This window comes from Curtobacterium sp. MCPF17_021, assembly GCF_003234605.2.
Taxonomy (GTDB): domain Bacteria; phylum Actinomycetota; class Actinomycetes; order Actinomycetales; family Microbacteriaceae; genus Curtobacterium; species Curtobacterium flaccumfaciens.
The window spans coordinates 1,246,262-1,272,923 of record NZ_CP126252.1; the positions used below are offsets into that span (position 1 = coordinate 1,246,262).

At 71.0% G+C, this 26,662-nt stretch carries 26 protein-coding genes; 24 read left to right on the forward strand and 2 right to left on the reverse strand.

Annotated features, from left to right (window positions below; genetic code table 11):
• Positions 1-34 precede the first annotated feature (34 nt).
• The 10 genes from DEJ29_RS05975 (at position 35) to dapF (ending at position 10,541) form a co-directional block, all read left to right on the forward strand.
• Positions 35-2,968, forward strand: a complete 2,934-nt coding sequence (locus tag DEJ29_RS05975; protein WP_111094682.1) for an FtsK/SpoIIIE family DNA translocase — start codon at positions 35-37, stop codon at positions 2,966-2,968.
• 5 nt (positions 2,969-2,973) lie between these two features.
• Positions 2,974-3,618 (forward strand): CDP-diacylglycerol--glycerol-3-phosphate 3-phosphatidyltransferase, encoded by a 645-nt coding sequence (gene pgsA / locus DEJ29_RS05980; RefSeq protein WP_502866890.1) that lies wholly within the window; start codon positions 2,974-2,976, stop codon positions 3,616-3,618.
• Positions 3,615-4,142, forward strand: a complete 528-nt coding sequence (locus DEJ29_RS05985) for a CinA family protein (protein WP_110864739.1) — start codon at positions 3,615-3,617, stop codon at positions 4,140-4,142. The genes pgsA and DEJ29_RS05985 overlap by 4 nt, the downstream gene beginning before the upstream one ends.
• A 154-nt stretch (positions 4,143-4,296) precedes the next feature.
• The gene (locus DEJ29_RS05990; RefSeq protein WP_027464765.1) at positions 4,297-4,605 is read left to right on the forward strand and encodes a helix-turn-helix domain-containing protein; all 309 of its coding nucleotides are present in this window, start codon (positions 4,297-4,299) and stop codon (positions 4,603-4,605) included.
• An 86-nt stretch (positions 4,606-4,691) separates the two neighbouring features.
• Positions 4,692-4,916, forward strand: a complete 225-nt coding sequence (locus tag DEJ29_RS05995) for a DUF3046 domain-containing protein (RefSeq protein WP_071405602.1) — start codon at positions 4,692-4,694, stop codon at positions 4,914-4,916.
• A gap of 272 nt (positions 4,917-5,188) precedes the next feature.
• Positions 5,189-6,250 (forward strand): recombinase RecA, encoded by a 1,062-nt coding sequence (gene recA / locus DEJ29_RS06000; RefSeq protein ID WP_027464767.1) that lies wholly within the window; start codon positions 5,189-5,191, stop codon positions 6,248-6,250.
• Positions 6,247-7,161, forward strand: a complete 915-nt coding sequence (locus DEJ29_RS06005) for a regulatory protein RecX (RefSeq protein ID WP_111094680.1) — start codon at positions 6,247-6,249, stop codon at positions 7,159-7,161. The genes recA and DEJ29_RS06005 overlap by 4 nt, the downstream gene beginning before the upstream one ends.
• Positions 7,162-7,187: 26 nt before the next feature.
• A complete protein-coding gene (gene miaB, locus DEJ29_RS06010) occupies positions 7,188-8,684 on the forward strand; it encodes a tRNA (N6-isopentenyl adenosine(37)-C2)-methylthiotransferase MiaB (RefSeq protein ID WP_111094679.1) in 1,497 nt (498 codons plus the stop codon).
• Between the two features lie 31 nt (positions 8,685-8,715).
• Entirely contained in the window at positions 8,716-9,654 is a 939-nt protein-coding gene (gene miaA, locus DEJ29_RS06015; protein WP_258375920.1) for a tRNA (adenosine(37)-N6)-dimethylallyltransferase MiaA, read from the forward strand.
• Positions 9,651-10,541, forward strand: coding sequence for a diaminopimelate epimerase (gene dapF, locus DEJ29_RS06020; protein ID WP_027464770.1), 891 nt, complete (start codon positions 9,651-9,653; stop codon positions 10,539-10,541). The genes miaA and dapF overlap by 4 nt, the downstream gene beginning before the upstream one ends.
• A 133-nt stretch (positions 10,542-10,674) precedes the next feature.
• On the opposite strand, the gene DEJ29_RS06025 is transcribed toward dapF, so the two are convergent.
• A complete protein-coding gene (locus tag DEJ29_RS06025) occupies positions 10,675-11,286 on the reverse strand; it encodes a class I SAM-dependent methyltransferase (protein ID WP_111094678.1) in 612 nt (203 codons plus the stop codon).
• A gap of 61 nt (positions 11,287-11,347) precedes the next feature.
• Between DEJ29_RS06025 and hflX the strand changes: the two genes are divergently transcribed.
• Complete coding sequence (hflX, locus tag DEJ29_RS06030) at positions 11,348-12,889, forward strand: GTPase HflX (protein WP_111033176.1); 1,542 nt, start codon at positions 11,348-11,350, stop codon at positions 12,887-12,889.
• 199 nt (positions 12,890-13,088) lie between these two features.
• Here hflX and lexA read toward each other — a convergent pair whose 3' ends face one another.
• Complete coding sequence (gene lexA, locus DEJ29_RS06035) at positions 13,089-13,733, reverse strand: transcriptional repressor LexA (RefSeq protein ID WP_027464773.1); 645 nt, start codon at positions 13,731-13,733, stop codon at positions 13,089-13,091.
• A 236-nt stretch (positions 13,734-13,969) separates the two neighbouring features.
• Between lexA and DEJ29_RS06040 the strand changes: the two genes are divergently transcribed.
• The 13 genes from DEJ29_RS06040 (at position 13,970) to der (ending at position 26,639) form a co-directional block, all read left to right on the forward strand.
• Complete coding sequence (locus DEJ29_RS06040; protein ID WP_111094677.1) at positions 13,970-14,347, forward strand: LysM peptidoglycan-binding domain-containing protein; 378 nt, start codon at positions 13,970-13,972, stop codon at positions 14,345-14,347.
• A gap of 64 nt (positions 14,348-14,411) precedes the next feature.
• Positions 14,412-15,518, forward strand: coding sequence for a histidinol-phosphate transaminase (locus tag DEJ29_RS06045; RefSeq protein WP_111094676.1), 1,107 nt, complete (start codon positions 14,412-14,414; stop codon positions 15,516-15,518).
• The gene (gene hisB, locus DEJ29_RS06050; protein ID WP_027464776.1) at positions 15,515-16,117 is read left to right on the forward strand and encodes an imidazoleglycerol-phosphate dehydratase HisB; all 603 of its coding nucleotides are present in this window, start codon (positions 15,515-15,517) and stop codon (positions 16,115-16,117) included. Before DEJ29_RS06045 ends, hisB begins: the two co-directional genes overlap by 4 nt.
• The gene (gene hisH / locus DEJ29_RS06055; protein WP_111023215.1) at positions 16,114-16,752 is read left to right on the forward strand and encodes an imidazole glycerol phosphate synthase subunit HisH; all 639 of its coding nucleotides are present in this window, start codon (positions 16,114-16,116) and stop codon (positions 16,750-16,752) included. The genes hisB and hisH overlap by 4 nt, the downstream gene beginning before the upstream one ends.
• A gap of 97 nt (positions 16,753-16,849) precedes the next feature.
• Positions 16,850-17,596, forward strand: coding sequence for a bifunctional 1-(5-phosphoribosyl)-5-((5-phosphoribosylamino)methylideneamino)imidazole-4-carboxamide isomerase/phosphoribosylanthranilate isomerase PriA (gene priA, locus DEJ29_RS06060; protein ID WP_017885902.1), 747 nt, complete (start codon positions 16,850-16,852; stop codon positions 17,594-17,596).
• Between the two features lie 4 nt (positions 17,597-17,600).
• A complete protein-coding gene (locus DEJ29_RS06065; protein WP_111094675.1) occupies positions 17,601-18,416 on the forward strand; it encodes an SseB family protein in 816 nt (271 codons plus the stop codon).
• A gap of 59 nt (positions 18,417-18,475) precedes the next feature.
• A complete protein-coding gene (locus DEJ29_RS06070; RefSeq protein WP_017885900.1) occupies positions 18,476-19,351 on the forward strand; it encodes a ParA family protein in 876 nt (291 codons plus the stop codon).
• Positions 19,335-20,138: a segregation and condensation protein A gene (locus DEJ29_RS06075; protein WP_181438159.1), complete on the forward strand. Its 804-nt coding sequence runs from the start codon at positions 19,335-19,337 to the stop codon at positions 20,136-20,138. Before DEJ29_RS06070 ends, DEJ29_RS06075 begins: the two co-directional genes overlap by 17 nt.
• A complete protein-coding gene (gene scpB, locus DEJ29_RS06080) occupies positions 20,128-20,817 on the forward strand; it encodes an SMC-Scp complex subunit ScpB (RefSeq protein ID WP_258375919.1) in 690 nt (229 codons plus the stop codon). The genes DEJ29_RS06075 and scpB overlap by 11 nt, the downstream gene beginning before the upstream one ends.
• Before the next feature lie 1,321 nt (positions 20,818-22,138).
• The gene (locus DEJ29_RS06085; RefSeq protein ID WP_231495626.1) at positions 22,139-22,927 is read left to right on the forward strand and encodes a pseudouridine synthase; all 789 of its coding nucleotides are present in this window, start codon (positions 22,139-22,141) and stop codon (positions 22,925-22,927) included.
• Positions 22,928-22,985: 58 nt separating this feature from the next.
• Positions 22,986-24,098, forward strand: a complete 1,113-nt coding sequence (locus tag DEJ29_RS06090) for a prephenate dehydrogenase (protein WP_111094672.1) — start codon at positions 22,986-22,988, stop codon at positions 24,096-24,098.
• A 215-nt stretch (positions 24,099-24,313) separates the two neighbouring features.
• Complete coding sequence (gene cmk, locus DEJ29_RS06095; RefSeq protein WP_111094716.1) at positions 24,314-25,009, forward strand: (d)CMP kinase; 696 nt, start codon at positions 24,314-24,316, stop codon at positions 25,007-25,009.
• A gap of 109 nt (positions 25,010-25,118) precedes the next feature.
• Positions 25,119-26,639, forward strand: coding sequence for a ribosome biogenesis GTPase Der (der, locus tag DEJ29_RS06100; RefSeq protein WP_071405612.1), 1,521 nt, complete (start codon positions 25,119-25,121; stop codon positions 26,637-26,639).
• Positions 26,640-26,662: the final 23 nt, after the last annotated feature.

The window sequence follows — 26,662 nt, forward strand, 5'->3', positions numbered from 1 at the left end:
GCGTTTGTCCTGAGCGGGCGTTAGGGTTCTGCCCATGGCCGGAGGCACCAAGTCGACCACGCGCTCGCGCGCGTCCACGTCGTCCCGTGGCAACGGGACGCGCGGTTCGTCGCGCACCCAGGCCACGACGAAGAAGCTGCCGCAGGCCGCACCCACGCCGGTGTTCCGCGAGCAGAACCCGCTCGTGACCTTCTGGCTCGCGATGGCGCACGGCGTCGGCGCGATGTTCCGGCTGCTCGGCAAGGAGACCCTCGAGAAGGACCAGCGGCGGGACGGGTTCCCGTTCCTGCTGTTCCTGCTGGCCATCGCCGGCGGGGTCGTCGAGTGGCTCAACCCGACCAACAGCGTCTCCGTCGCACTCGACGCGTACACGTTCGGCGGGCTGTTCGGCCGCCTGGCCTTCGCCCTGCCCGTCATCATGATCGTGTTCGCCGGGTGGTTGTTCCGGCACCCGGCCTCGGTGCACGACAACACCCGGATCGGCATCGGCCTGGGCATCCTGATCGTGTCGATCGCCTCGCTCTGCCACGTCTTCGGCGGCCGACCGAGCGCGGCCGACGGCATGCCCGCGCTGGCCGCCGCCGGTGGGGTGCTCGGCTGGGTGGTCATCGGCTGGCTCGTCACGATCGCGACCGCCTGGGTGGCCGTCCCCGTGGCGATCGTGCTGCTGGTGCTCTCGCTCTTCATCATCACCAAGACGCCGCCGAACAAGCTCGGGCGACGCCTGCACGAGCTCTACGCCTACCTGTTCGGCGCCCCGGCCCCCGCAGCAGAACCCGAGGCCGACGCCGCCGCCGTGGCGGAGCCCGCCGCCCGTGCCCGCACGTCGAAGCGCGGCAAGAAGGGCGACACCGACTTCCAGCTGTTCGACGACCTCGGGTTCGGTGACGAGCAGGCCGCTGCCGACGCCGAAGCCGGTGGCGACAACGTGCCGTGGTGGCGCCGGAACAAGTCCGGGCGTGAAGAGGACCCGGCGTACGACAGCCCCGTGCTGCCCCCGGCCAGCGGGGTCGCCCCGGCTGCCGCTGCCGTCGCACCAGCTGCCCCCGTCGTGCCCGCTGCGCCCGCCGTGAGCCCGAACGCCGGTGCCGCCGCCGGGCTCGTCGACCTCACGCCGGCCGAGCCCGCGTCGGTCAACCTCAACGACTCCGTCGAGCAGGACCTGCAGGACGCCGAGCAGGCCCTCCGCGCGTTCGGCACCGACGTCCCCGCGCGGCCGGAGCCGACCGCCGACATCCGTCCCGCGGTGCCCGAGGTGCTGTCCGAGCCTGAGATCGTCGACGAGCCGGAGGACATCGACGCCGCCGCCGAGCTGAGCGCGGCCGCCGCCGGTTCCGATGACGATCCGTCGAAGCCCTACCGACTGCCCGCCGCCACGACGCTGAGTTCCGGAACGCCCTCGGTCGCGCGCAGCCAGGCGAACGACGACATCGTCGCCGCCATCACCGGGGTGCTCACCGAGTTCAAGGTCGACGCGAAGGTCACCGGGTTCTCCCGCGGGCCGACGGTGACCCGGTACGAGATCGAGCTCGGCCCCGGCGTCAAGGTCGAGCGGGTCACTGCCCTGTCGAAGAACCTGTCGTACGCGGTCGCCTCGAACGAGGTCCGCATCCTGTCGCCGATCCCGGGCAAGAGCGCCATCGGCGTCGAGATCCCGAACACCGACCGCGAGATCGTCTCGCTCGGTGACGTGCTGCGCTCGAACGCCGCCCGAAAGTCGAAGCACCCGATGACGATCGGCGTCGGCAAGGACGTCGAGGGCGGCTTCGTCGTCGCGAACCTGGCGAAGATGCCGCACCTGCTCGTGGCCGGCTCCACCGGTTCCGGCAAGTCGGTGTTCATCAACTCGATGATCACGTCGCTGCTGATGCGTGCGAAGCCGTCCGAGGTCCGCATGGTCCTGGTCGACCCGAAGCGCGTCGAGCTCTCGATCTACGCCGGTGTCCCGCACCTCATCACGCCCATCATCACGAACCCGAAGAAGGCGGCCGAAGCGCTGCAGTGGGTCGTGAAGGAGATGGACATGCGGTACGACGACCTGGCGTCGTTCGGGTTCCGCCACGTCGACGACTTCAACAAGGCGATCGAGAACAACGAGATCGTCCTGCCGGCGGGCAGTGAGCGGAAGCTCAAGCCGTACCCGTACCTGCTCGTCGTCGTCGACGAGCTCGCCGACCTCATGCTCGTGGCGCCCCGTGACGTCGAGGAGTCGATCGTCCGCATCACCCAGCTCGCCCGTGCTGCCGGCATCCACCTGGTGCTCGCGACGCAGCGTCCCTCGGTCGACGTCATCACCGGCCTGATCAAGGCGAACGTGCCGTCGCGCATCGCCTTCGCGGTCACGAGCGTCACGGACTCCCGCGTCATCCTCGACCAGCCGGGCGCCGACAAGCTCATCGGTCAGGGCGACGCGCTCTTCCTGCCGATGGGCTCGTCCAAGTCGCTCCGCGTGCAGGGCGCCTGGGTGCAGGAGGGCGAGGTCGCCGAGGTCGTCCAGCACGTCACGCGGCAGGCGCAGCCCGAGTACCGCCAGGACGTCCAGGCCGTGGTCGAGCGCAAGGAGATCGACGCCGACATCGGTGACGACCTCGAACTCCTGCTCGCGGCCGTCGAGCAGGTCGTTTCGACCCAGTTCGGTTCGACGTCGATGCTGCAGCGCAAGCTCCGCGTCGGCTTCGCCAAGGCCGGTCGCCTGATGGACCTGATGGAGTCGCGCGACATCGTCGGGCCGTCCGAGGGCTCGAAGGCCCGCGACGTCCTGGTGACCGCCGACCAGCTGCCCGCGGTGCTCGCGAAGCTCCGTGGCGAGGGGCCGCCCGCCGCGGCCGCTCCGGCAGCGCCGGCCCCGACGCCGTCCGGCGACGGTGACCGCTACGGAGCAGACCCCGTCGGGGACATGACCCGCGGGTACGATGAAGTCCACGACGAGCCCGATGAGGACGCGTGGGGACTGACGGGCAGGGAGTGACGGCGATGACCGCCTCGGACAGCACGAACACCACGCACGGCGCACGGTTCCCGTGGCGCGGGCGGCTGCTGCGCAAGGGCCCCGGCCCGGCGTCGACCGCGAACGTCGCGAACATCATCACGGTCATCCGCATCCTGATGGCGCCGCTGTTCTTCGTCCTGCTGCTCACCGACGCCGGTGACGACGGCCCCCTGCGCATCTGGGCGGCGGTCGTCTTCGTCGTGGCGATCGTCACGGACAGCGCGGACGGCATCATCGCCCGTCGGCAGAACCTGGTCACGGACTTCGGCAAGCTCGTCGACCCGATCGCCGACAAGGTGCTCATCGGCGGTGCGCTCGTCGCCCTGTCGATCCTGCTGGAACTGCCGTGGTACGTGACCGTGCTGATCATGGTGCGCGAGATCGGCATCACGGTCTTCCGGTTCGCGGTGCTCTCCGACCGGGTGATCCCGGCCAGCCGTGGCGGCAAGATCAAGACCGTGCTGCAGGCCGTCGCCCTGACGGCCGCGCTGTTCCCGTGGTGGAACCTGGTCGGCGACTGGGCGCACTGGGTCAACGGCATCCTGATGACGGCCGCGTTCCTGGCAACGATCCTGAGCGGGATCGACTACCTCTGGCAGGCATGGAAGCACAACCGCACCACCGCATGACCGGGCCCGACCGCTCGACGCAGGCCGCGCCTCCCGTCCCGGTCGCACCGGGACTCATCGCCGAGCTGACGGCACGGGGCGAGACCCTCGCCGTGGCGGAATCGCTGACCGGGGGCCTCGTCGTCGCGACGCTCGTCGACGTGCCGGGCGCGAGCGCCGTCGTCCGCGGCGGCGTCGTGGCCTACGCCACGCCCGTGAAGCACTCCGTGCTCGGGGTCTCGGCGGAGCTGCTCGAGGCCGAGGGCGCCGTGCACCCGGAGGTCGCCCGGCAGATGGCCGCCGGTGTCCGCATCGCGCTGTCCGTCGACGGGGAACCCGCGACGTGGGGGATCAGCACGACGGGCGTCGCCGGCCCGGACCCGCAGGACGGCAAGCCCGTCGGCACCGTGTACGTGGGGATCGCCTCCGCCGCGGGGGCTGAGGCCTTCGAGCTGCACCTCGACGGTGACCGGGGAGCAATCCGGCACGCCACCGTCTCCGAACTCCTTGCACGGATGTCGTCCGAGGTCCGGGGCCGGGAATAGGTCCCGTTTCCACTGGGTTACATCTCACGAAATCTCCAGCAGTACGGCAGCCAGCCTGGCTAACATGCTGCAACCGGCAACGCTATTGTTGCTGAACCCGAACTCGATCCACCGGACCGAGCGGGCGCGGAGACGACAGAGAGGAGGAGTTCTCATGGTTCTCGTTCGTCAGGAAATCGGCGATGTGCTCCGGGACTTCCGCTTGCAGAAGGGCCGGACCCTCCGTCAGGTCGCGTCCAAGGCCAGTGTCGCGCTCGGGTACCTCAGTGAGGTCGAGCGCGGGCAGAAGGAAGCCAGCTCGGAGATCCTCGCGTCCGTCGCGGATGCTCTGGACACGCCCATCTCGACCATCATGCGCGAAGTGGGCGACCGCCTCGCGATCGTCGAGGGGCTGACCCCCGTCCCCGATACGCTCCCGGACGACCTCGTCGCCGAGTTCGACAACGACCTCGCGGTGCGCTGAGCGCATCGCACCGAACGCCCTCGCCGGTCCTTCCCGGCGGGGGCGTTCTGCGTTCCGGCCCACGACCACGCGCCTAGGCTGGTCGGATGCGCGTGAGTGAGTTCTGGCGAGCCGTCGACCAGGTGTTCGGTGAGGCCTACGGTTCCGTGGTCACCCGTGACGTCGTGCTCGAGGGGCTGGGCGGTCGCTCCGCCGTGGACGCCCTCGCGGCTGGCATCGAGGCCCGCCGGGTGTGGGACGCACTGTGCGACTCACAGGACGTCCCGATGGACCGGCGGCACGGCAAGGGCCTCGCCGAACCCCAGGACTGAGCGGGTCCCGCGGGGCCGCGCACCCGAAACTGTGTTCGGCGTGTTGCTCGAACGCGTGTTCGATCGGTGGTAGCTTCCTCCACAGCGGCGTCGCCCGGATGTTCCATCCACAGATCGCGTGACCGTCGGCAGTGATGTCGGTGGCTCGCCATAGGTTGATGGACATCGGGAACAGCCCGAAGCCTTGTCGCAGAACCATCGGCCTTGCACCATCGGTTGGCGTGGACGCGACAGCCTACAGGCGGCCGAACACGAGCACGAAGGAGCACCCCATGCCATCACCGGCAGACCGCGAAAAGGCCCTCGAGACCGCACTCGCACAGATCGACAGGCAGTTCGGCAAGGGTGCGATCATGCGCCTCGGTTCGGACGAACGCGCCCCCGTCAACGTCATCCAGACCGGATCGGTGGCGCTGGACGTCGCGCTCGGCATCGGTGGCCTGCCCCGTGGCCGCATCGTCGAGATCTACGGCCCGGAGTCGTCGGGTAAGACGACCCTCACCATCCACGCCATCGCCAACGCCCAGCGCGCCGGTGGCATCGCGGCCTTCATCGATGCCGAGCACGCGCTCGACCCCGAGTACGCCAAGAAGCTCGGTGTCGACATCGATGCCCTGCTCGTGTCGCAGCCCGACACCGCCGAGCAGGCGCTCGAGATCGCGGACATGCTGGTCCGCTCCGGCTCCATCGACCTCATCGTCATCGACTCCGTCGCGGCCCTCGTGCCCCGTGCCGAGATCGAGGGCGAGATGGGTGACTCGCACGTCGGTCTGCAGGCCCGCCTCATGTCCCAGGCCCTGCGAAAGCTCGCCGGTGGCCTGAACCAGACGCAGACCACGATGATCTTCATCAACCAGCTGCGCGAGAAGATCGGCGTGTTCTTCGGTTCGCCCGAGACCACCTCGGGCGGTAAGGCGCTGAAGTTCTACGCGTCCGTCCGCCTCGACATCCGCCGCATCGAGACGCTCAAGAGCGGCACCGACGCGGTGGGCAACCGCACGCGCGTCAAGGTCGTCAAGAACAAGATGGCACCGCCCTTCAAGCAGGCCGAGTTCGACATCCTGTACGGCGTCGGCATCTCGCGCGAAGGCTCGCTGCTCGACTTCGGTGTCGACCACGGCATCGTCAAGAAGTCGGGTGCCTGGTACACCTACGACGGCGACCAGCTCGGGCAGGGCAAGGAGAACTCGCGTTCCTTCCTGATCCAGAACCCCGAGATCGCTGCCGACATCGAAGGCAAGATCCTCGCCAAGCTCGGCGTCGGCGGCGCCAAGGCCGAGGACGCCCCGGTCGAGTCGATCGCGCCGAAGCTCGCGGAGCGCAAGGGCGCGTGAGCACCGACCACGACGACGACGGCCTCGCACCGGTCACCGACCTGTTCGGTGCGAGGTCGCGTCGCCGTGCCCCCGTCACCCCGGTGACGCCCGCGATCCCCGAGCCTCCGGTGTCACCGGACGAACCGCGCGACACCGACGGCTGGGCGCTGCCCGAGTCGGACGAAGGTCGTGCGGACGAGTTCCCCGCATCGTTCGACGCCGATTCGCCGGTGCCCCTGCACGGTGCCCGCGGGCCGGCAGCATGGGTGTCGCCCGTCATCGGTGACGGCAGCGGGCGCTCGACCCGTGCGGAGCAGGACGGCTACGACTCGGAGACGGCTGACGCCACCACGGCGTCGGTGTTCTCCATCGCCGGCGGCGGGGAGATCGACCCGGCCGACGCACCCCGTCCGCTCGACGAACAGCGCGCCGACGCCGAACGGCTCAGCCTGCGTGCCCTCGGGCGCAAGGGCGTGACCGAGTCCGAGATGCGGACCCTGCTGCTGCAGCAGGACCTCGACCCCGACGTGGTCGAGCACGAGATCGAGCGGTTGACCCGTGTCGGGCTCCTCGACGACGTCGCCCTCGCCACCGACCTGGTGGATCGACTGCACGCCCGCAAGGGCCTCGGTCGACAGGGTGTCGTGACGGAGCTCCGTCGCCGGGGGATCGACCAGGTGGCGATCGACACCGCACTCGACGAGGCCGCCGACGACGAGGACGACGAGTTCCTCCGCGCGCAGGAACTCGCCGACAAGCGGGCACCGCAGATGCGCGGACTCCACCGGGCCACTGCGGAACGCCGGCTGTCCGGCTTCCTGATGCGCAAGGGCTACAGCTCCGGTGTCGTCCGGATCGCCGTTGCGCGGGCACTCGACGGCGGCGGGAAACGGCCGCCTTCCGGCCGCGGGACCGTCCGTTTCGAGTAGCCGCTCCGACCTACACTGGGACGACCATGGCCACCGTCGAAGCGCGCCCCCGCACCTACGAAGTCCGCACCTACGGGTGCCAGATGAACGTCCACGACTCCGAGCGGTTGAGCGGGTCACTGCAGGCCGCGGGCTACACCGCGGCGGACGGTGCGCAGGCCGACGTCGTCGTCATCAACACCTGCGCGGTGCGCGAGAACGCGGACAACCGCCTGTACGGCAACCTCGGGCAGCTCGCGGGGATCAAGCGCGAGCACCCGGGGATGCAGATCGCCGTCGGCGGGTGCCTGGCGCAGAAGGACAAGAACGTCATCCTCGAGAAGGCGCCGTGGGTCGACGTCGTCTTCGGCACGCACAACATGGGGTCGCTGCCGACCCTGCTCGAGCGGGCGCGGCACAACGACGAGGCGCAGATCGAGATCCTCGAGGCGCTCGACGTCTTCCCGTCGACGCTGCCCACCAAGCGCGACTCGACGCACAGCGGGTGGGTCTCCATCTCCGTCGGCTGCAACAACACCTGCACGTTCTGCATCGTCCCCTCGCTCCGTGGCAAGGAGAAGGACCGCCGTCCCGGTGACGTCCTTGCCGAGATCCAGGCGCTCGTCGACGACGGCGCGATCGAGGTCACGCTGCTCGGGCAGAACGTGAACTCCTACGGGGTCGAGTTCGGCGACCGTCAGGCGTTCGGAAAGCTGCTGCGGGCCACCGGGGCCATCGAGGGCCTCGAGCGCGTCCGCTTCACGAGCCCGCACCCGGCGGCGTTCACCGACGACGTCATCGACGCGATGGCCGAGACCCCGAACGTGATGCCCCAGCTGCACATGCCGCTGCAGTCGGGTTCCGACCGGGTGCTCAAGGCCATGCGCAGGAGCTACCGCAGCGAGCGGTTCCTCGGCATCCTCGACCGCGTCCGCGCGAAGATCCCGCACGCGGCGATCTCCACCGACATCATCGTCGGGTTCCCCGGCGAGACCGACGCCGACTTCGAGGACACCCTGCGCGTCGTCGAGCAGGCACGGTTCGCCTCGGCGTTCACGTTCCAGTACTCGATCCGCCCGGGCACCCCGGCCGCGACGATGGACGACCAGCTGCCGAAGCACATCGTGCAGGAGCGCTACGAGCGACTCGTCGCCCTGCAGGAACACATCACCGCGGAAGAGAACGCACTGCAGGTCGGCCGGAGCGTCGAAGTGCTCGTCGCCTCCGGTGAGGGCCGCAAGGACGACGCCACCCGCCGGCTCTCCGGTCGCGCCGAGGACTCCCGGCTCGTGCACTTCACCGTGCCCGCCGGGTCCGCGGTCCCGCGTCCCGGCGACGTCGTCACCGTCGAGATCACCCGTGCCGCGCCACACTTCCTGCTCGCCGACGACGACGCTCCGCTGCGCATCCGACGCACCCGGGCCGGTGACGCCTGGGACCGCGCGCAGGCCGAGAGCTGCGGGGTGCCCACGCCCGCTGCCGCTGCGGGCGACGGGCCCCGTCCGGTCTCGCTCGGGCTGCCCACGCTCCGTGTCGGGCGCTGAGGTCCCCGGGGCTGTGCCGACGAGCGCCGCGTTGCTCGCATCCGGTGACGCCGCGGACCTGATCGCAGTCGTCGGGGCGACGGGCACCGGGAAGTCCGACCTCGGCATCGCGATCGCGGAACGGTTGCGTGCTGCGGGCCGGAACGCGGAGATCATCAACGCGGACGCCATGCAGCTGTACCGGGGCATGGACATCGGCACCGCGAAGCTGCCGCCGGCCGAGCGGCACGGCATCCCGCACCACCAGCTCGACGTGCTCGACGTCACCGACGAGGCGAGTGTCGCCGCCTACCAGGTCGCCGCCCGGGCCGACGTCGACCGGATCCAGGCCGACGGTGGCGTGGCCGTCCTCGTCGGCGGCAGCGGCCTGTACGTCTCCGCGGTGTTGTTCGACCTGGCGTTCCCGGGCACCGACCCCGAGCTCCGTGCGCAGCTCGAGCGCGAGCACGAGGAGCTCGGCCCGGGCATCCTGCTCGAGCGACTCCGCGCCCTCGACTCGGCGGCCGCCGCGACGATCGACGCGCGCAACCCACGGCGGTTGATCCGTGCACTCGAGATCGCGAGCCGATCCGAGGTCGTGACCCCGAGCCTCCCGGCCGCGCCCCGCGCCTGGCGACCGTCCCGGATCCTGCACCTGCGGCGTGACCGCGAGCAGCTCGTGTCGGCGCTGCACGAGCGGGCCGCGCGGATGTTCGAGGCTGGACTCGTCGACGAGGTCGCGGCGCTCCGCGAGCAGGGACTCGAGCAGGGCAAGACCGCGCGGGGCGCGATCGGGTACTCGCAGGCGCTCGAGGTGCTCACCGGCACGGCGACCCGCGAGCAGGCGGTCGAGGCGACCGGCATCGCGACCCGGAAGTACGCCCGGCGGCAGGTGTCGTGGTTCCGCCGGTACGCCGATGCCGAGACGCTCGACGTCACGGGCGCGGACCGCGGCGACCTGACGGAACTGGCCCGTAGGATCGTGCCGTGACCGAGCTGCACTTCACCAAGGGCCAGGGGACCGGCAACGACTTCGTCCTGTTCGCCGACCCCGACGCCACCGTCGACCTGACCCCCGAGCGGATCCGCGCCATCGCGGACCGGCGCTTCGGCGTGGGCGGCGACGGCGTGATCCGCGCCGTGCGGTCCGAGGCGATCCCCGAGGGGCGGGCGCTCGTGGCCGTCGAGCCCGAGGCGACCTGGTTCATGGACTACCACAACGCTGACGGCACGGTCGCGGAGATGTGCGGCAACGGCATCCGCGTGTTCGCCCGGTACCTGACCGAGTCCGGCCTGGTCGAGCTCGCTCCCGGCGAGACGCTCACCGTCGGCAGTCGCAAGGGGCTGGTCGACATCCAGCGCACCACGAACGGTTTCGCCGCCGACCTCGGCCGCTGGGGCCTGGGCATCGAGGGCGGTGGTTCCGACGACGTGCTCGTCCGGGCGAAGAACCTCGACGGGGCGCGGCCCGGCATCGGCATCGACGTGGGCAACCCGCACGTGGTCGTCGCCGTCGAGACCGAGGATGAATTGGCGGACCTCGACCTGACCTTCCTTCCGGTGCTCGACCCGGCACCGGAGCACGGTGCGAACGTCGAGTTCGTGCTGCCCGGCGACCCCTTGATCAAGGACGGCGTCGGCGAGATCACGATGCGGGTGCACGAGCGGGGGAGCGGTGAGACGCTCTCGTGCGGCACCGGGGCGGTCGCCGCTGCCCTCGCCACGCGCTACTGGGTCGGTGCGGGGGCGCCGGACACCTGGCGCGTGCGGGTGCCGGGCGGCCTGCTGACGGTGCGGATGACGGCGACCGAGGACGGCGAGCACGTCTCGCTGTCCGGTCCCGCCGAGCTCGTGTTCTCCGGCGACCTGACGGTCTGACGGTCTGACGGTCTGACGCGGAGCGGCGGCGCTTCGGCTCGTTGCCGTTTCGTGAGCAGAAATGGTCGGGTGCCCAGCGGCGACCCGACCATTCCTGCTCACGAAGTGCACGCACACGAAGTGCGCACGCGCCCTACGCGCTGCGCTGCACCCGGATCACGCGAAACCCCTTCGCCGTCGACTCCCGCGTGACAACAAAACCCGAGCCGAGCGCCCCGACGAGCCACTTCTGCAACGAGTCACCCCCGAGGTCCTTCGACACGACGAGCCAGGCGTCGCCCCCGACCTCGAGCCGGGGCAGCCACGTCAGCAGGATCTGGTGCAGCTCGTCCTTGCCGACACGGATCGGCGGGTTCGACCAGATCGTGCGGAAGCGCAGGTCGGCCGGCACGTCGTCGGGCAGCGCGACCGTGACGTTCGATGCCCCCGCAGCAGCAGCGTTGGCGCGCGCGAGCCCGAGCACCCGCTCGTTGACGTCGACACCCCACACCTGGGCGTCGGGGGACTGCAGGGCCATCGTGATCGCGATCGGGCCCCAGCCGCAGCCGATGTCGAGCAGCGCTCCGTCGGCGGCGGGTGCGGGCACCGAACCCAGAAGAACCTTCGTGCCGCGGTCGACGCCGTCGGGGCTGAAGACCCCCGCCGCGGTCGACAGGGTGAGGGGCTGACCGGCGAGCGTGACGTGCACCTGGCGCGGCCGGAGTTCGCTCTCGGGGCTGGCCGAGAAGTAGTGGTCGTTCGCCATGGATGAACCGTACCGGCAACTGAGTGTGTCGCAGGGCCTCCAGAGGTAGCCTGTGCACAGGATGACGGATACCCATCAGCAGAACCACCAGACCAACGACGACAGCGCAGACGGTGTCGTCGAGAGGGTGTTGCGCAACGCAGACCACCGCGCAGCATCGTCCATCTTCGCACCCGCCCAGGCCATCCAGACGCAGTCGGTCGACGACCGCAGTTGGACCGGCGACGGCGACCAGTACGACCGTGAGGACCGTGCGGCATTGCGCCGTGTCGCCGGCCTCTCCACCGAACTCGAGGACGTCACCGAGGTCGAGTACCGCCAGCTGCGGCTCGAGCAGGTCGTCCTCATCGGCGTCTACCCCCAGGGCGACGCCTCGGACGCCGAGAACTCCCTCCGCGAGCTCGCGGCACTCGCCGAGACCGCGGGCGCCGTGGTGCTCGACGGGCTCCTCCAGCGTCGGCCGAACCCGGACCCGGCCACCTACCTGGGCAAGGGCAAAGCCCAGGAGCTCGCGATGGTCGTCAAGGCCACCGGCGCCGACACGGTCATCGCCGACACCGAACTGGCACCCTCGCAGCGTCGTGCGCTCGAGGACGTCGTGAAGGTGAAGGTCATCGACCGCACGGCCGTGATCCTCGACATCTTCAGCCAGCACGCGAAGACCCGCGAGGGGAAGGCGCAGGTCGAACTCGCCCAGCTGCAGTACCTGCTGCCTCGACTGCGCGGTTGGGGTGACTCGATGTCCCGACAGGCAGGTGGCCAGGTCTCCGGAGGCGCTGGCATGGGTTCGCGCGGCCCCGGTGAGACGAAGATGGAGCTCGACCGCCGCAAGATCCACACGCGGATGGCGAAGCTCCGCCGGCAGATCGCCGGGTTCACCCCGGCCCGCGAGGCCAAGCGTGCCGAGCGCAACCGCAACGAGGTCCCCAGTGTCGCGATCGCGGGCTACACCAACGCCGGCAAGTCGTCGCTCCTCAACCGGCTGACGAGCGCGGGCGTGCTGGTGCAGAACCAGCTGTTCGCGACGCTGGACGCCACCGTCCGTCGGACCGAGAGCGCCAAGGGCCGGGAGTTCACGTTCGTCGACACGGTCGGTTTCGTACGCAACCTGCCGCACCAGCTCGTCGAGGCCTTCCGCTCCACCCTCGAAGAGGTCGGCGACGCCGACGTGATCGTGCACGTGGTCGACGGCTCGCACCCCGACCCCGGTGCGCAGCTGTCCACCGTGCGCGAGGTCATCGGCGACGTCGGTGCGGGTGACATCCCGGAGATCGTCGTCTTCAACAAGGCCGACCTGATCGACGACGCGCAGCGCCTCGTGCTCATCGGACTCGTGCCGGACGCGGTGTTCGTGTCGGCGCGCACCGGCGAGGGCATCCCGGAGCTCCTCAGCGTCATCGAGGACCGCCTGCCGGAGCCCGACGTCGACCTGACGATCGTGGTGCCGTACGACCGCGGCGACCTGGTGTCGTCGCTGCACGACACCGGCTCGGTCGAGTCCGTCGACTACGTCGAGGACGGCACGCGCCTGCGAGTGCGCGTCTTCCAGCGGCAGGTCTCCGAGCTCGAGCCCTACGTGGTCACGCCGGTTCCCACCGTCTGACGGTCACCTCCGGCGGGCGCTGGCGCTGGGAAGCGCTGCCGCGCGGCCTGGAGGCCCGTCACGGGTCCGCCGGACGCCGTCACGTCGCCGAGACGCCCCGGAACACACGAAACGCCGCCGGATCCGGCGGCGTTTCGTGTGTTCCGGGGGCGTCGTGCGGTGACGACGGCGTCTCGCGTCGGTGCAGCGCGAGCCGCGGTCAGAGAGAGCGGAGGACCGCGACGACCTTGCCGAGCACCGAGGCCGCGTCGCCGAGGATCGGCTCGAAGGCGGAGTTGCGCGGCAGCAGCCACGTGTGACCGTCGCGCTGGCGGAAGACCTTGACCGTCGCCTCTTCGTCGAGCATGGCCGCGACGATGTCACCGTTCTCGGCGGTCTGCTGCGACCGGACGACGACCCAGTCACCGTCGCAGATCGCGGCGTCGATCATCGACTCACCGACGACCTTGAGCATGAACAGCTCGCCGGTGCCGACGAGCTGTCGGGGGAGCGGGATGATCTCGTCGACGTGCTGCTCGGCGGTGATCGGGACACCGGCGGCGATCCGGCCGACGAGCGGCACGAGCGTGGTGGCATCGATGTCCGGGCCGCCGACGTCGGACGACGGCTCGTCGACCAGGACCTCGAGCGCGCGCGGGCGGTTCGGGTCGCGGCGGATCCAGCCACCGAGCTCGAGCTGGCCGAGCTGGTGGGAGACGCTGGAGAGCGAGGAGAGCCCGGCGGCGTCGCCGATCTCGCGCATGCTCGGCGGGTAGCCCCGTGAAGCGATCGACGCACGGATCGCGTCGAAGATCGCCTGCTGCTTCGGCGTCAGCGGCTTCTGGCCCCGCAGTTCGTCCACCACGTCGTCTCGCTTTCGTCGGTGCCGGTCCGGCCGCGGCGGGAATGTCGGTGGTCCCCGTCAGGCTTGTCCCAGTCGATCGAAACAGTATCCGACCAGACAGGGCCGGACAAACACCTGTTCGAGCGTGTCGCAAGAAAACCCCGCAGAAATCCACTCCCGGGACTTGTGCGTCGTCTGATTCGAAACTATGTTCGGTACACGACTTCGGTTCCACCGAACGGGAAGGCAAGAACGACATGAGCACCATCGCCATCGCTGACATCCAGCGCACCGCGGCGCCCGCCGTGCGTACCCGCCTGCGTCTGACGCGTCGCGGCCGCATCGTCTTCACGACGCTCGCCGCGCTCCCGCTCCTCATCGTCGTCGCCCTCGGCGTGCTGAACGGCGGGCAGGCCTCCGCCGGAGACGCCACCGCCGGCGGCGCACGCACCCAGTTCGAGACCGTGACGATCCAGCCGGGCGAGACGCTCTGGCAGCTCGCCGAGCAGACCGCGCCGAACTCGGACCCGCGTGACTTCGTGCAGGACGTCGTGAGCCTCAACGCGCTCGACGGCTCCGCGCTGCAGGCCGGCGAAGAGCTCGCCATCCCCACCAAGTACACCGACGGCGAGTAGCCACTCGGGCAGCGCCGTCCAGACGGCTGGTCGTCGCACGGTGACAGCGGCCTACGATGGATCGGTGGCATTCACGCTCGAAGACCTCCCGATCCGAGACGACCTGCGCGGGCAGAGCCCGTACGGCGCCCCGCAGAAGCACGTCCGCGTGCAGCTCAACGTCAACGAGAACACGCATCCCGTTCCGGACGACGTCGCTGCTGACATCGTCGAGTCGATCCGGCAGGCCCTGCTGACGGTCAACCGCTACCCGGACCGCGAGTTCACCGAGCTCCGGCAGTCGCTCGCCGACTACCTCGGACACGACCTGACCGCCGAGCAACTCTGGGCGGCGAACGGGTCGAACGAGGTGTTGCAGCAGCTCCTCCAGGCGTTCGGCGGACCAGGTCGCTCGGTGCTCGGGTTCCCGCCCACCTACTCGATGCACTCGATCCTCGCGTCGGGCACCGGCACCAGGTGGATCCCTGCCCAGCGCGACGACGAGTTCCGCATCTCGCCCGAGACCGTCGTGGCGGCGATCCGAGAGCACCAGCCGGACATCGTGTTCCTGTGCGGGCCGAACAACCCGACCGGCACCCCGCTCGACATCGAGACGATCGCGGCCGCCTACGACGCGACCGACGGCATCGTGATGGTGGACGAAGCGTACGCCGAGTTCATGCCGTCCGACGCCCCGAGTGCCCTCACGCTGCTGCCCGGTCGTGAGCGCCTGGTGGTCTCCCGCACGATGAGCAAGGCGTTCGCGTTCGCCGGTGCCCGGGTCGGGTACATGGCCGCGCACCCCGCCGTCGTCGACGCCGTCCGGCTGGTCCGGCTGCCGTACCACCTGTCCGCGCTGACCCAGGCGGCGGCGATCGCGGCACTCCGGCACGCCCCCGAGATGCTGGCGATGGTCGACGACATCAAGGCGCAGCGCGACCGCATGGTCACCGAGCTGCGGGCCATGGGGTACCGCACATACGAGACCTGGTCGAACTTCGTCCTGTTCGGCGGTGTCGCCGACCCGAACGCCGCGTTCGAGGCGCTGCTCGAGCGCGACGTCATCGTGCGCGACCTCGGCATCCCGAACCACCTGCGGGTGAGTGCGGGGACCGAAGCCGAGACGACCGCCTTCCTCGACGCCATGCGGCAGGTCGCCGCCGAGCAGCCGCCGGTTAGGGTTGAGGCATGACCGCCCGCACCGCCTCGATCAGCCGTTCGACGAGCGAATCGAGTGTCGAACTCGAGCTCGACCTGGACGGCACCGGAACCTCGTCGATCTCGACCTCCGTCCCGTTCTTCGACCACATGCTGACCGCGTTCAGCAAGCACTCCCTGATCGACCTGCGGGTGCGCTCGACGGGTGACACCGACATCGACGTGCACCACACGGTCGAGGACACCGGCATCGTGCTCGGTCAGGCGATCAAGCAGGCCCTCGGCGACCGCTCCGGCATCGGCCGGTACGGCGATGCCCTGGTCCCGCTGGACGAAGCGCTGGCCCAGGCCGTCGTCGACGTCTCCGGGCGTCCGTTCCTGGTGCACTCCGGCGAGCCCGCGGGCTTCGAGTTCCACCGCATCGGCGGCCACTTCACCGGCTCGATGGTCCGCCACGTGTTCGAGGCGATCACGTTCAACGCCGGCATCACCGTCCACGTCCGCGTGCTCGAGGGCCGCGACCCCCACCACATCGCCGAAGCCGAGTTCAAGGCGTTCGCCCGAGCCATGCGCAAGGCGGTCGAGCTGGACCCGCGCGTCGACGGCATCCCCTCCACGAAGGGCGCCCTGTGACCGCCGCCAAGCCGAACGTCGTCGTCCTCGACTACGGGTCGGGCAACGTCCACTCCGCCGCCAAGGCGCTCGAGCGCGCCGGCGCCGAGGTCACCCTGACCTCGGACAAGCAGGCGGCGCTCAAGGCCGACGGCCTGCTCGTCCCCGGCGTCGGGGCGTTCGCCGCCGTGATCGACCAGCTCGAGGGCGTGCAGGGCGGCGAGATCGTCGATCACCGTCTGGCCGGCGGGCGACCCGTGCTCGGCATCTGCGTCGGCATGCAGGTCCTGTTCTCGCGGGGCATCGAGCGTGGTGCCGACGTCGAAGGGCTCGGCCAGTGGCCCGGCACCGTGCAGGAGATCCAGGCCGAGGTGCTGCCGCACATGGGGTGGAACACCGTGCGGGCGCCCGAGGACTCCGTGCTGTTCGACGGGCTGCACGACGAGCGCTTCTACTTCGTGCACTCCTACGGGGTGACCGACTTCCCGCTCGAGGCGTACGGGCCGTTCCGTGCGCCCCGTCTGACCTGGGCCGAGCACGGGCAGCCGTTCATCGCCGCGGTCGAGAACGGGCCGCTCACCGCCACGCAGTTCCACCCCGAGAAGTCCGGCGAGCCGGGCATCCGCCTGCTCTCCAACTGGGTCCGCTCGCTCTGAACCCGGCCGGCACCGGGCGCGACGGCCGTGCCGGACGCGCACCGGGCCTCCCGGCTGTCCGCAGCCCCTTCTCCACCGCAACGAAACCGACAGGACCATGACCGACCTCACCGACACCCCGCCCCTCGTCCTGCTGCCGGCTGTCGACGTCGTCGACGGACAGGCCGTGCGACTCACCCAGGGTGAGGCGGGGAGTGAGACCGGCTACGGCGACCCCGTCGCCGCTGCCCGGACCTGGCGTGACCAGGGTGCCGAGTGGATCCACCTCGTCGACCTCGACGCAGCCTTCGGTCGTGGCGACAACCGCCGGGTGATCGCGCACGCCGTCCGCGAGGTCGAGGGTGTCTCGGTCGAGCTGTCCGGCGGCATCCGCGACGATGCCTCGCTCGAAGCGGCACTGGCGACCGGTGCGGCACGCGTCAACCTCGGCACCGCGGCGCTCGAGAACCCGGACTGGGCCGCGCGGGTGATCGGTGAGTACGGCGAGCAGATCGCCGTCGGGCTGGACGTCCGCGGCACCACGCTGTCGAGCCGCGGCTGGACCGAGGACGCCGGCGACCTGTGGGAGGTGCTCGACCGGCTCGAAGCCGCCGGGTGCGCCCGCTACGTGGTGACCGACGTCACGAAGGACGGCACGCTGCAGGGGCCCAACGTCGAACTGCTCCGCCAGGTGTGCGACCGGACCGACCAGCCCGTGGTGGCCTCCGGCGGGATCTCCACGCTCGACGACCTCCGTGCGCTCCGCGAACTCGTGCCGTACGGGCTCGAGGGCGCGATCATCGGCAAGGCGCTGTACTCCGGGGCGTTCACGCTGCCGGCCGCACTCGACATCGCCTCCGAGTAGCGCCGTGGCGGGCATCTCGAACGGCCGCGGCACCGGGCCGGACGCCGACGACGCGCACACCCCTGGCGGGGCCGCGGACTCGGCGGGCTTCTCGTGGGAAGGCCGCACGTTCGACCACCACGACACCGCGTTCGCCGATGACGACGGACTCGCCGACCCCGCGGTGGTCGCGGCCATCGGTGCGATCGCCGACGGTGCGTCCCAGGCGGCGATCGTCGAGGCGCTCCGGACCGCCCGCCTGCTCATCCCGCTCATCGCCGAGGCTGGTGACGTGGGGGAGACCGACGAGGGCAAGCTCGTCGACAAGACCCAGGAACTCTCGATCGTGACGGTCGCCGGTCCGGACGGTCGCAGCGTGATGCCGGCGTTCACCTCGGTCGACGCCATGCACGCGTGGGACCCGGACGCGCGCCCGGTGCCGGTGGAGTCCCGCCGTGTGGCGATGGCAGCGGTGAGCGAGGACACCCAGCTCGTCGTGCTCGACCCGAAGTCGCCGACCGAGTTCGTGCTGCGACGTCCGGCGGTGTGGGCGCTCGGGCAGGACCTGCCGTGGACCCCGTGCTTCGAAGACCCCGAGGTGGCCCGGGCCTTCGCGGCCTCGGTCGAGGGGGAGCCCAGCGTCGCCCGTGTCGAACTCGCGCCGGGCGACCCGGTCGGCCGGTTCGCCGGGCCGGAGCTGACGGTGGGCCTGGCGCTGCACCCGGGGCTCGACCGCGAGCGGGTCGGCGAGCTCGTTGGTCGGCTGCAGCAGCGGTGGTCGACCGACCCCGTGATCGCGGAGCGGGTCGACAGCATGCGCGTCGCCCTGCGCGCTGCCTGACGAGCAGCAGTGCGGCGGTGCGACCCGGCCCAGCCCGAGGTCGCCGGTACGATGACGGGGTGAGCCCGAACCCGACGACCAACCCCACCGGCGCGACCACCCACGGTCCGACGGGGCGTCCCGTCCGGGACTTCCCCGTGCCCGAGGAGCTCGACAGCACCGGACCCGCCCGCATCATCGCGCTCTGCAACCAGAAGGGCGGCGTCGGCAAGACCACGACCGCCATCAACCTGGGCGCCGCGCTCGCCGAGTACGGCCGCAAGGTCCTCGCCGTGGACTTCGACCCGCAGGGCGCGCTGTCCGCGGGCCTCGGCGTCAGGACGCACGACATCCACACCGTGTACGACCTGCTCATGGGTGCCGTGAAGGACCCGAACCAGGTCATCCAGCCGACGAACACCCCCGGCCTCGACGTCATCCCGGCGAACATCGACCTGTCCGCGGCCGAGGTGCACCTGGTCAACGAGGTCGCCCGCGAGCAGATCCTGGCGAGCGTGCTGCGTAAGGTCGCGAACGACTACGACGTGATCCTGGTCGACTGCCAGCCGTCGCTCGGCCTGCTCACCGTGAACGCCCTGACCGCGGCGCACGGCGTGCTCATCCCGCTCGAGTGCGAGTTCTTCGCGCTCCGCGGTGTCGCGCTGCTCATCGAGACGATCGACAAGGTGCGCGACCGTCTCAACCCGGCGCTCAAGCTCGACGGCATCCTGGCGACCATGTACGACTCGCGCACGCTGCACTCGCGCGAGGTCATGGAGCGGGTCGTCGACACCTTCGACGACCGCGTGCTCGACACCGTCATCGGCCGCACCGTGAAGTTCCCGGACGCCACGGTGTCCGCACGTCCGATCACGCAGACCGCGCCGGACCACCCTGCCGCCCACGCCTACCGGCAGCTCGCACGAGAGCTCGTCCAGCGTGGCGCCGTCGCCTGACGCGGGGTTCCGGGTCCGGCTCGCCAACTTCGACGGACCGTTCGACCTCCTGCTGTCGCTCATCACGAAGCACGAGCTCGACATCACCGAGGTGTCGCTCGGTGCCGTGACGGGGGAGTTCATCCAGTACGTCCGGCAGGCCGAGTCCGCCGACGAGCTCGACGAGGCCAGCGAGTTCCTGGTAGTCGCGGCGACCCTGCTCGACCTGAAGATCGTCGGGCTGTTGCCCCAGGGTGAGCTCGTGGACGCCGAGGACGTCGCCCTGCTCGAGGCCCGCGACCTGCTGTTCGCCCGACTGCTGCAGTACCGGGCATTCAAGCAGGCCGCCGACTGGTTCGGGGAGCGCTGGGGCGTCGAGTCGCGCCGGCACGTCCGCAGCGTCCGGCTCGAGGAGCGGTTCCGCGCGCGGACGCCGGAGCTCGTCTGGACCCTGTCGGTGCAGGACTTCGCCGCCCTGGCCGCGCTGGCCTTCGCTCCGCGGGAGATCCCGACCGTCGGCCTCGACCACCTGCACGCCCCGCTCATCAGCATCCGCGAGCAGGCCGCGATCGTCGTCTCGATCCTCCGCACCCGCAATGGTGAGGGCGTCTCGTTCCGCGAACTGGTCGCGGGCGTCGACCAGACGGGTATCGTGGTGGCTCGCTTCCTCGCGATCCTCGAGCTGTACCGGAACGCGTCGATCTCGTTCGAGCAGCTCGAGCCGCTCGGGGAGCTGACACTGCGGTGGACCGCCGAGGACTGGTCCGACGAGAGCCTCGCGAACCTGGGAGCCGACTATGACGGATGACGTGCACGACACGTCCGGCGCCGAACCCGGCGGCGCTGACGAGATGGCCGACGCCCGCGCGATCGAGCACGAGATCCACGAGCGCGCCGCATCGCAGTCCCACCCCACCATCCCCATCGACCGGCAGCTCGAGGCCATCCTGATGATCGCCGACCAGCCGCAGTCACTCGTCGCCCTCGGCGCTGCCGTCGGGTCGCCCGTCCCCGTCGTCCGCCAGGCGATCGAACGCCTGGTCGCCGACTTCGACGGCGTCGACGGCACGATCCGCCGTGGCTTCGAACTGCGCGAGGTCGGTGGCGGCTGGCGCTTCTACGTCCGCGCCGACCTGGACCCCGTGGTCGAGCAGTTCGTCGAGGCCGAGCGCCCCTCGCGGCTGTCGCAGGCCGCACTCGAGACCCTGGCGGTCGTCGCCTACAAGCAGCCGATCACCCGCTCGCAGATCGCTGCGATCCGCGCCGTCAACGTCGACGGCGTCGTCCGAACCCTGGTGGCACGCGGCCTCATCGAGGAGTCGTTCACCGACGCCGAGACCGGCGCCATCAACTACGTCACGTCCGACCTGCTCCTGCAGCAGCTCGGCATCAACTCGCTCGACGAGCTGCCGCTCATCTCGCCCCTCCTGGACGACGGTGCGGACGGCTTCGAGCAGAACGAAGGGATCCCCGATGGCAGGGTTTGACGACCGGGGGCGCGGCGCGCCCCGAGACCGAGACGACCGCAACGGACGCTCGGGAGGCCCGGATCGCTCCGGCCGCCCGGCCGGCGGACGCGGTGGGGCCGGCTCCAGTGCCGGTGGCCGCTCCGGCGGGTACGGTCGCGACGACCGCGGGGGCGCACGCCCGCCGCGTGACGACGACCGTCGTGGCGGGTACCCGTCGCGTGACGACCGCGGCGGCGACCGTGGTGGGTACCGCGGGGCTTCGGCGCCGCGTGACGACCGTGGTGGCTACCGGGGTCGTGACGACCGTTCCGGTGGCGGTGACCGTGGTGGCTACCGCGGCAACTCAGCTCCGCGTGACGATCGCGGTGGGTACCGCGGTCGTGACGACCGTGGGCCTTCCGCGCCGCGCGACGACCGCGGTGGCGACCGTGGTGGGTACCGTGGCAACTCCGCTCCGCGTGACGACCGTGGTGGGTACCGCGGTCGCGATGACCGTTCCGGTGGCGGCGACCGTGGTGGCTACCGCGGCAACTCGGCTCCGCGTGACGACCGCGGTGGGTACCGCGGTCGCGATGACCGTTCCGGTGGCGGCGACCGTGGTGGCTACCGCGGCAACTCGGCTCCGCGTGACGACCGCGGTGGGTACCGCGGACGTGACGACCGTGGGGCTTCGGCTCCGCGTGACGACCGTGGTGGCTACCGGGGCTCGGCTCCGCGTGACGACCGTGGTGGGTACCGGGGTCGCGACGACCGCGGGAGCTCCGCACCGCGCGATGACCGTGGTGGATACCGCGGCAACTCCGCGCCGCGTGACGACCGTGGTGGGTACCGGGGCCGCGACGACCGTGGGAGCTCCGCACCGCGCGATGACCGTGGCGGCTACCGGGGTCGCGATGACCGTTCCGGTGGCGGTGACCGTGGCGGTGACCGTGGTGGCTACCGCGGCAACTCCGCTCCGCGCGACGACCGCGGTGGGTACCGGGGCCGCGATGACCGTGGCAGCTCCGCTCCCCGCGACGACCGTGGTGGGTACCGCGGCCGCGATGACCGTGGCAGCTCCGCTCCCCGCGACGACCGGCGCGACGACCGCGGCCGCGACGACCGCCGCACGCCGGACGGCCAGCAAAGCCGCGTCTGGCACAACGGCCGCCGCTACGTCGGCGGCACCACGAGCGTCCGCAACAGCGACCGCACCACGCCGAAGCCGAGCGGGCAGCGCGACGACCGGGGCAACCCGGCCGAGGGCACGCCCGAACGGCCGATCATCGAGGACTGGGACGCGGCGGACGGAACGGCTCCTGCCGGGGCCGAGCCGAGCCTCCAGGCAGAGGGTGAGCGCCTGCAGAAGGTGATCGCCGCTGCCGGCGTGGCATCCCGCCGGGTCGCGGAGAACCTGATCGTCGAGGGCCGCGTGACGGTCAACGGCGAGGTCGTGGACGCCCTCGGGCGTCGCGTCGACCCCGAGAAGGACGCGATCAGCGTCGACGGCGTGCCCGTGCAGATCGACTCGTCGCGGCGCTACATCGTGCTGAACAAGCCGACCGGTGTCGTCTCGAGCCTGCAGGACGAGCGCGGTCGCCGCGACCTGACCGAGTTCGTGGACCGCTACGAGGAGCGCCTGTTCAACGTCGGCCGCCTCGACACCGAGACCTCCGGGCTGCTCGTCCTGACGAACGACGGCGACCTGGCACACGTGCTGGCGCACCCGTCGTTCGGCGTGCAGAAGACGTACATCGCGAAGGTCCACGGCAACGTGAACCCCGCCGTGGTGCAGCGCCTGACCGAGGGCGTCGAGCTCGAGGACGGTCCGATCAAGGCCGACAAGGTGCGGTTGCTCGAGTCCTCGCGGGGTGAGTCGCTCGTCGAGATCACGCTGCACTCCGGCCGCAACCGCATCGTCCGTCGCATGCTCGAGGCCGTCGACCACCCGGTCCTCGAACTCGTCCGCCGGTCGTTCGGACCGCTGCACCTGGGCAGCCTGCCGCCGGGCAAGATGCGCGAGCTCGGCACCGTCGAGGTCGGCAAGCTGCTCAGCACCGTCCGTGACGCGAAGCCGTCCGCTCGTGACGACCGTGACGTCGCGCTCGACCAGGACGACGACGAGTACGAGGACGAGTCGGCGGACTGACCGAACCCGACGCTCGGGCATCGACCGATGCCCGAGCCTCGATCGGTAGGCTTGCCCGGTGACCGACGTGACCCCGACCGACATCGACCGCCGTCTGCGCGGCCCGGTCCGGGTCGTCGGTGCCGGGTTGCTCGGCGCCTCGATCGGTCTCGCCCTGCGCGAGAAGGGCGTGGACGTCGTCCTCGACGACGTCTCGCCCGCCGCACTGGCGCTCGCCGTGGACTACGGCGCCGGGCGTCGACCGGCCGCCGGCGACCAGCCGGAGCTCATCGTCGTCGCGGTGCCGCCGGACGTCGTGGCGATGGTGGTGGAGCGTGAGCTCGCTGCCCACCCCGACGCTGTCGTGACCGACGTCGCCAGCGTGAAGTCCGGGCCGCTCGCCGCCCTGATGGCGGCCGGGGCCGACGTCTCCCGCTACATCGGGTCGCACCCGATGGCCGGACGCGAGCGCAGCGGTCCGACCGCCGCCCGCGCCGACCTGTTCGTCGGCCGCCCCTGGGTCATCGCCGGGCACGACGGCATCACGTACCAGCGTGCCGCGGTGGTCGAGGACCTCGCGCTCGACGTCGGCGCCACCGTCGTGCCGATGGACCCCGAGTCGCACGACCTCGCCGTGGCCTACGTCTCGCACGCGCCGCAGCTCGTGTCGACGCTGATGGCTTCGCGCCTGCGGGACGCCCCCGACGGGTCGCTCGGCCTGGCCGGCGGCGGCGTGCGCGACGTCACCCGGATCGCCGCGAGCGACCCGGGGCTCTGGGTGCAGATCATCGGGGCGAACGCCGGGCACATCCGGCCGGTGCTCACCGACCTGCGCGACGACCTGTCCCGTGTGATCGACGCGCTCGGCGACCCGGACGGTGCCGGATCGCCGCGCACCATCGCCGAGACCATCGCCGACGGCAACCGCGGGGTCGAACGGCTCCCCGGCAAGCACGGCACCACCAAGCGCTTCGCCCAGGTGGTCGTCCTGGTCGACGACACCCCCGGGCAGATCGCCGCACTCCTGACGTTCATCGGGGAGATCGGCATCAACCTCGAGGACATGCGCCTCGAGCACTCACCGGGCGCACAGATCGGCATCGTCGAGGTGTCGGTGCTGCCCGAGCAGGAACAGCGACTCGTCGAGGAACTCGAGGGGCGCGGATGGAGGATCGCAGCAGCATGGGCCTGAACGACGACACGAACGACTCCGGCGTGATCAGTGGACGCGCTCCGGCCGGTGGGACCGACGGGCCCGACTCGGGCCTCCCCACGCCCGGTACCGGCGGTGCCGGCGGCCCGCTCGGTGGCCCGGGTGACGGCTCCGGCGGCGAGGGCGGTCCGCTCGGCGGTCCGGCCGGTGGCCTCGGCGAACCCGGCGGGGAGCCCGGCTCGACCAGCGCCCCGATGCCGTCCGGCCTGGCCGACGGTGCCTACGTGGCGAAGATCGTCATCGCGGTCGACGGTCCCGCCGGCAGCGGCAAGTCGAGCGTCTCCCGCGCGGCCGCACGCGCTCTGGGCTACGGGTACCAGGACACCGGCGCCGCCTACCGTGCGCTCGCGTGGCACGTCCTGCAGCAGCGGGTCGACCTCGACGACGCCGCGGCGATCCTGGCGAGCTGGGACACCTTCGACTACGCCATCGGCACCGACCCCGACGACTACTACGTCAAGGTGGGGGAGACCGACGTGACCGAGGCCATCCGCACCCCCGACGTCACCGGTGCGGTCGCCCACATCGCGAAGCTCCCGGACGTCCGGAAGCGCCTGGTCCAGCTGTTCCGCAACGTCATGCGGAAGACCGACGCCCCGGGCATCATCACCGAGGGCCGCGACATCACCACGGTCGTCGCACCCGACGCCGAGGTCCGGATCCTGCTGACGGCCGACGAGTCCGTTAGAATGGCCCGACGCTCGGCAGAGGTCACGACCCAGTCGGCCGCCGAGACCTCCGCAGCACTCGCTCGTCGCGACGCGGCGGACGCGAAGGTCGTCGACTTCATGAACGCCGCCGACGGCGTCACGACGCTCGACTCCACCGACCTCGACTTCGACCAGACCGTGCAGGCGGTCGTCGACCTGGCCCGCGCGGCCACGCACTGACGCACGACCGGACGGCCTCGGCCGCCTGGTCACACCACGGCCGGACCCCCGGCCCCGGCCGGCAACGGCCACCGACACCGCGGCCCCGGCCGCTCGCGAGGAACCCAAGATGGCTCAGCTGGACAACCCGGACAACGACGACTTCCCCCGGTACGACGACGCCCTCGGCGAGCGGCTCGCCGGACTCGACGAGGCCGAGGCCGAGCAGCGCGCGACCGCGCTCCGCGCCGGACTCGAGGAGTACGACCTCGAGGACGAGGACCTCGCCCTGCTCGAGGCCGGTCAGGTCGGCGAGGACGGCGTCCACTACCTGCCCGCCTACCCGGTGCTCGCGATCGTCGGCCGCCCGAACGTCGGCAAGTCCGCGCTCGTGAACCGCATCCTCGGTCGTCGTGAGGCCGTCGTGCAGGACGTCCCCGGCGTCACCCGCGACCGTGTCAGCTACAAGGCCGACTGGAACGACAAGCGCTTCACGCTCGTCGACACCGGCGGCTGGGAGCCCGGCGCCGAGGGCATCAACGCCTCGGTCGCCGCGCAGGCCGAGGTCGCGATCGACCTCGCCGACGCCGTGCTGTTCGTCGTGGACGTCACGGTCGGGATCACCGCCACCGACGAGCACGTCGTCAAGATGCTCCGCGGCACCGACCGCCCCGTCATCGTCGTCGCGAACAAGGCCGACGACGAGCGCCGTGAACTCGACGCCTACGAACTCTGGAACCTCGGGCTCGGCGAGCCGCACCCGGTGTCGGCCCTGCACGGCCGTGGCGTCGCGGACCTGCTCGACCTGATCATCAAGACGCTGCCCGACACCTCGGCCGTCGCCAAGCAGGAGGTCGGCGGCCCCCGCCGCGTGGCCATCCTCGGCCGCCCGAACGTCGGCAAGAGCTCGCTGCTCAACAAGGCCGCCGGTGAAGAGCGGGTCGTCGTGAACGACATCGCCGGCACCACCCGCGACCCGGTGGACGAGCAGATCGAGCTCGGCGGCAAGGTGTGGCGCTTCGTCGACACCGCCGGCATCCGGAAGCGCGTCCACATGCAGCAGGGCGCCGACTTCTACGCCTCGCTCCGCACCACCGCAGCGCTCGAGAAGGCCGAGGTCGCCGTCGTCGTCCTCGACGTCACCGAGCCGGTGTCCGTGCAGGACCTCCGCATCATCGACCTCGTCCTCGAGTCCGGCCGTGCCCTCGTACTGGCCTACAACAAGTGGGACCTGCTCGACGACGAGCGCCGCCGCTACCTGGAGCGCGAGATCGAGCAGGACCTGGCGCACGTTGCCTGGGCCCCGCGCGTGAACATCTCCGCCCGCACCGGCCGCCACCTCGAGAAGCTCGTGCCCGCGCTCGAGACCGCCCTCGAGTCGTGGGACACCCGCATCCCGACCGGCAAGGTCAACGCCTTCATCGCCGAGCTCGTGCAGGAACACCCCCACCCCGTGCGCGGCGGCAAGCAGCCCCGCATCCTGTTCGGGACCCAGGCGTCGAGCCAGCCGCCGACCTTCGTGCTCTTCACGTCGGCGTTCCTCGACCCGCAGTACCGACGCTTCATCACGCGTCGCCTCCGCGAGGTCTGGGGCTTCTCCGGCACGCCGATCAACGTCAACATGCGGGTGCGCGAGCGCCGGAAGCGCTGAGCGCTCCCACCCGTCACGCAGAA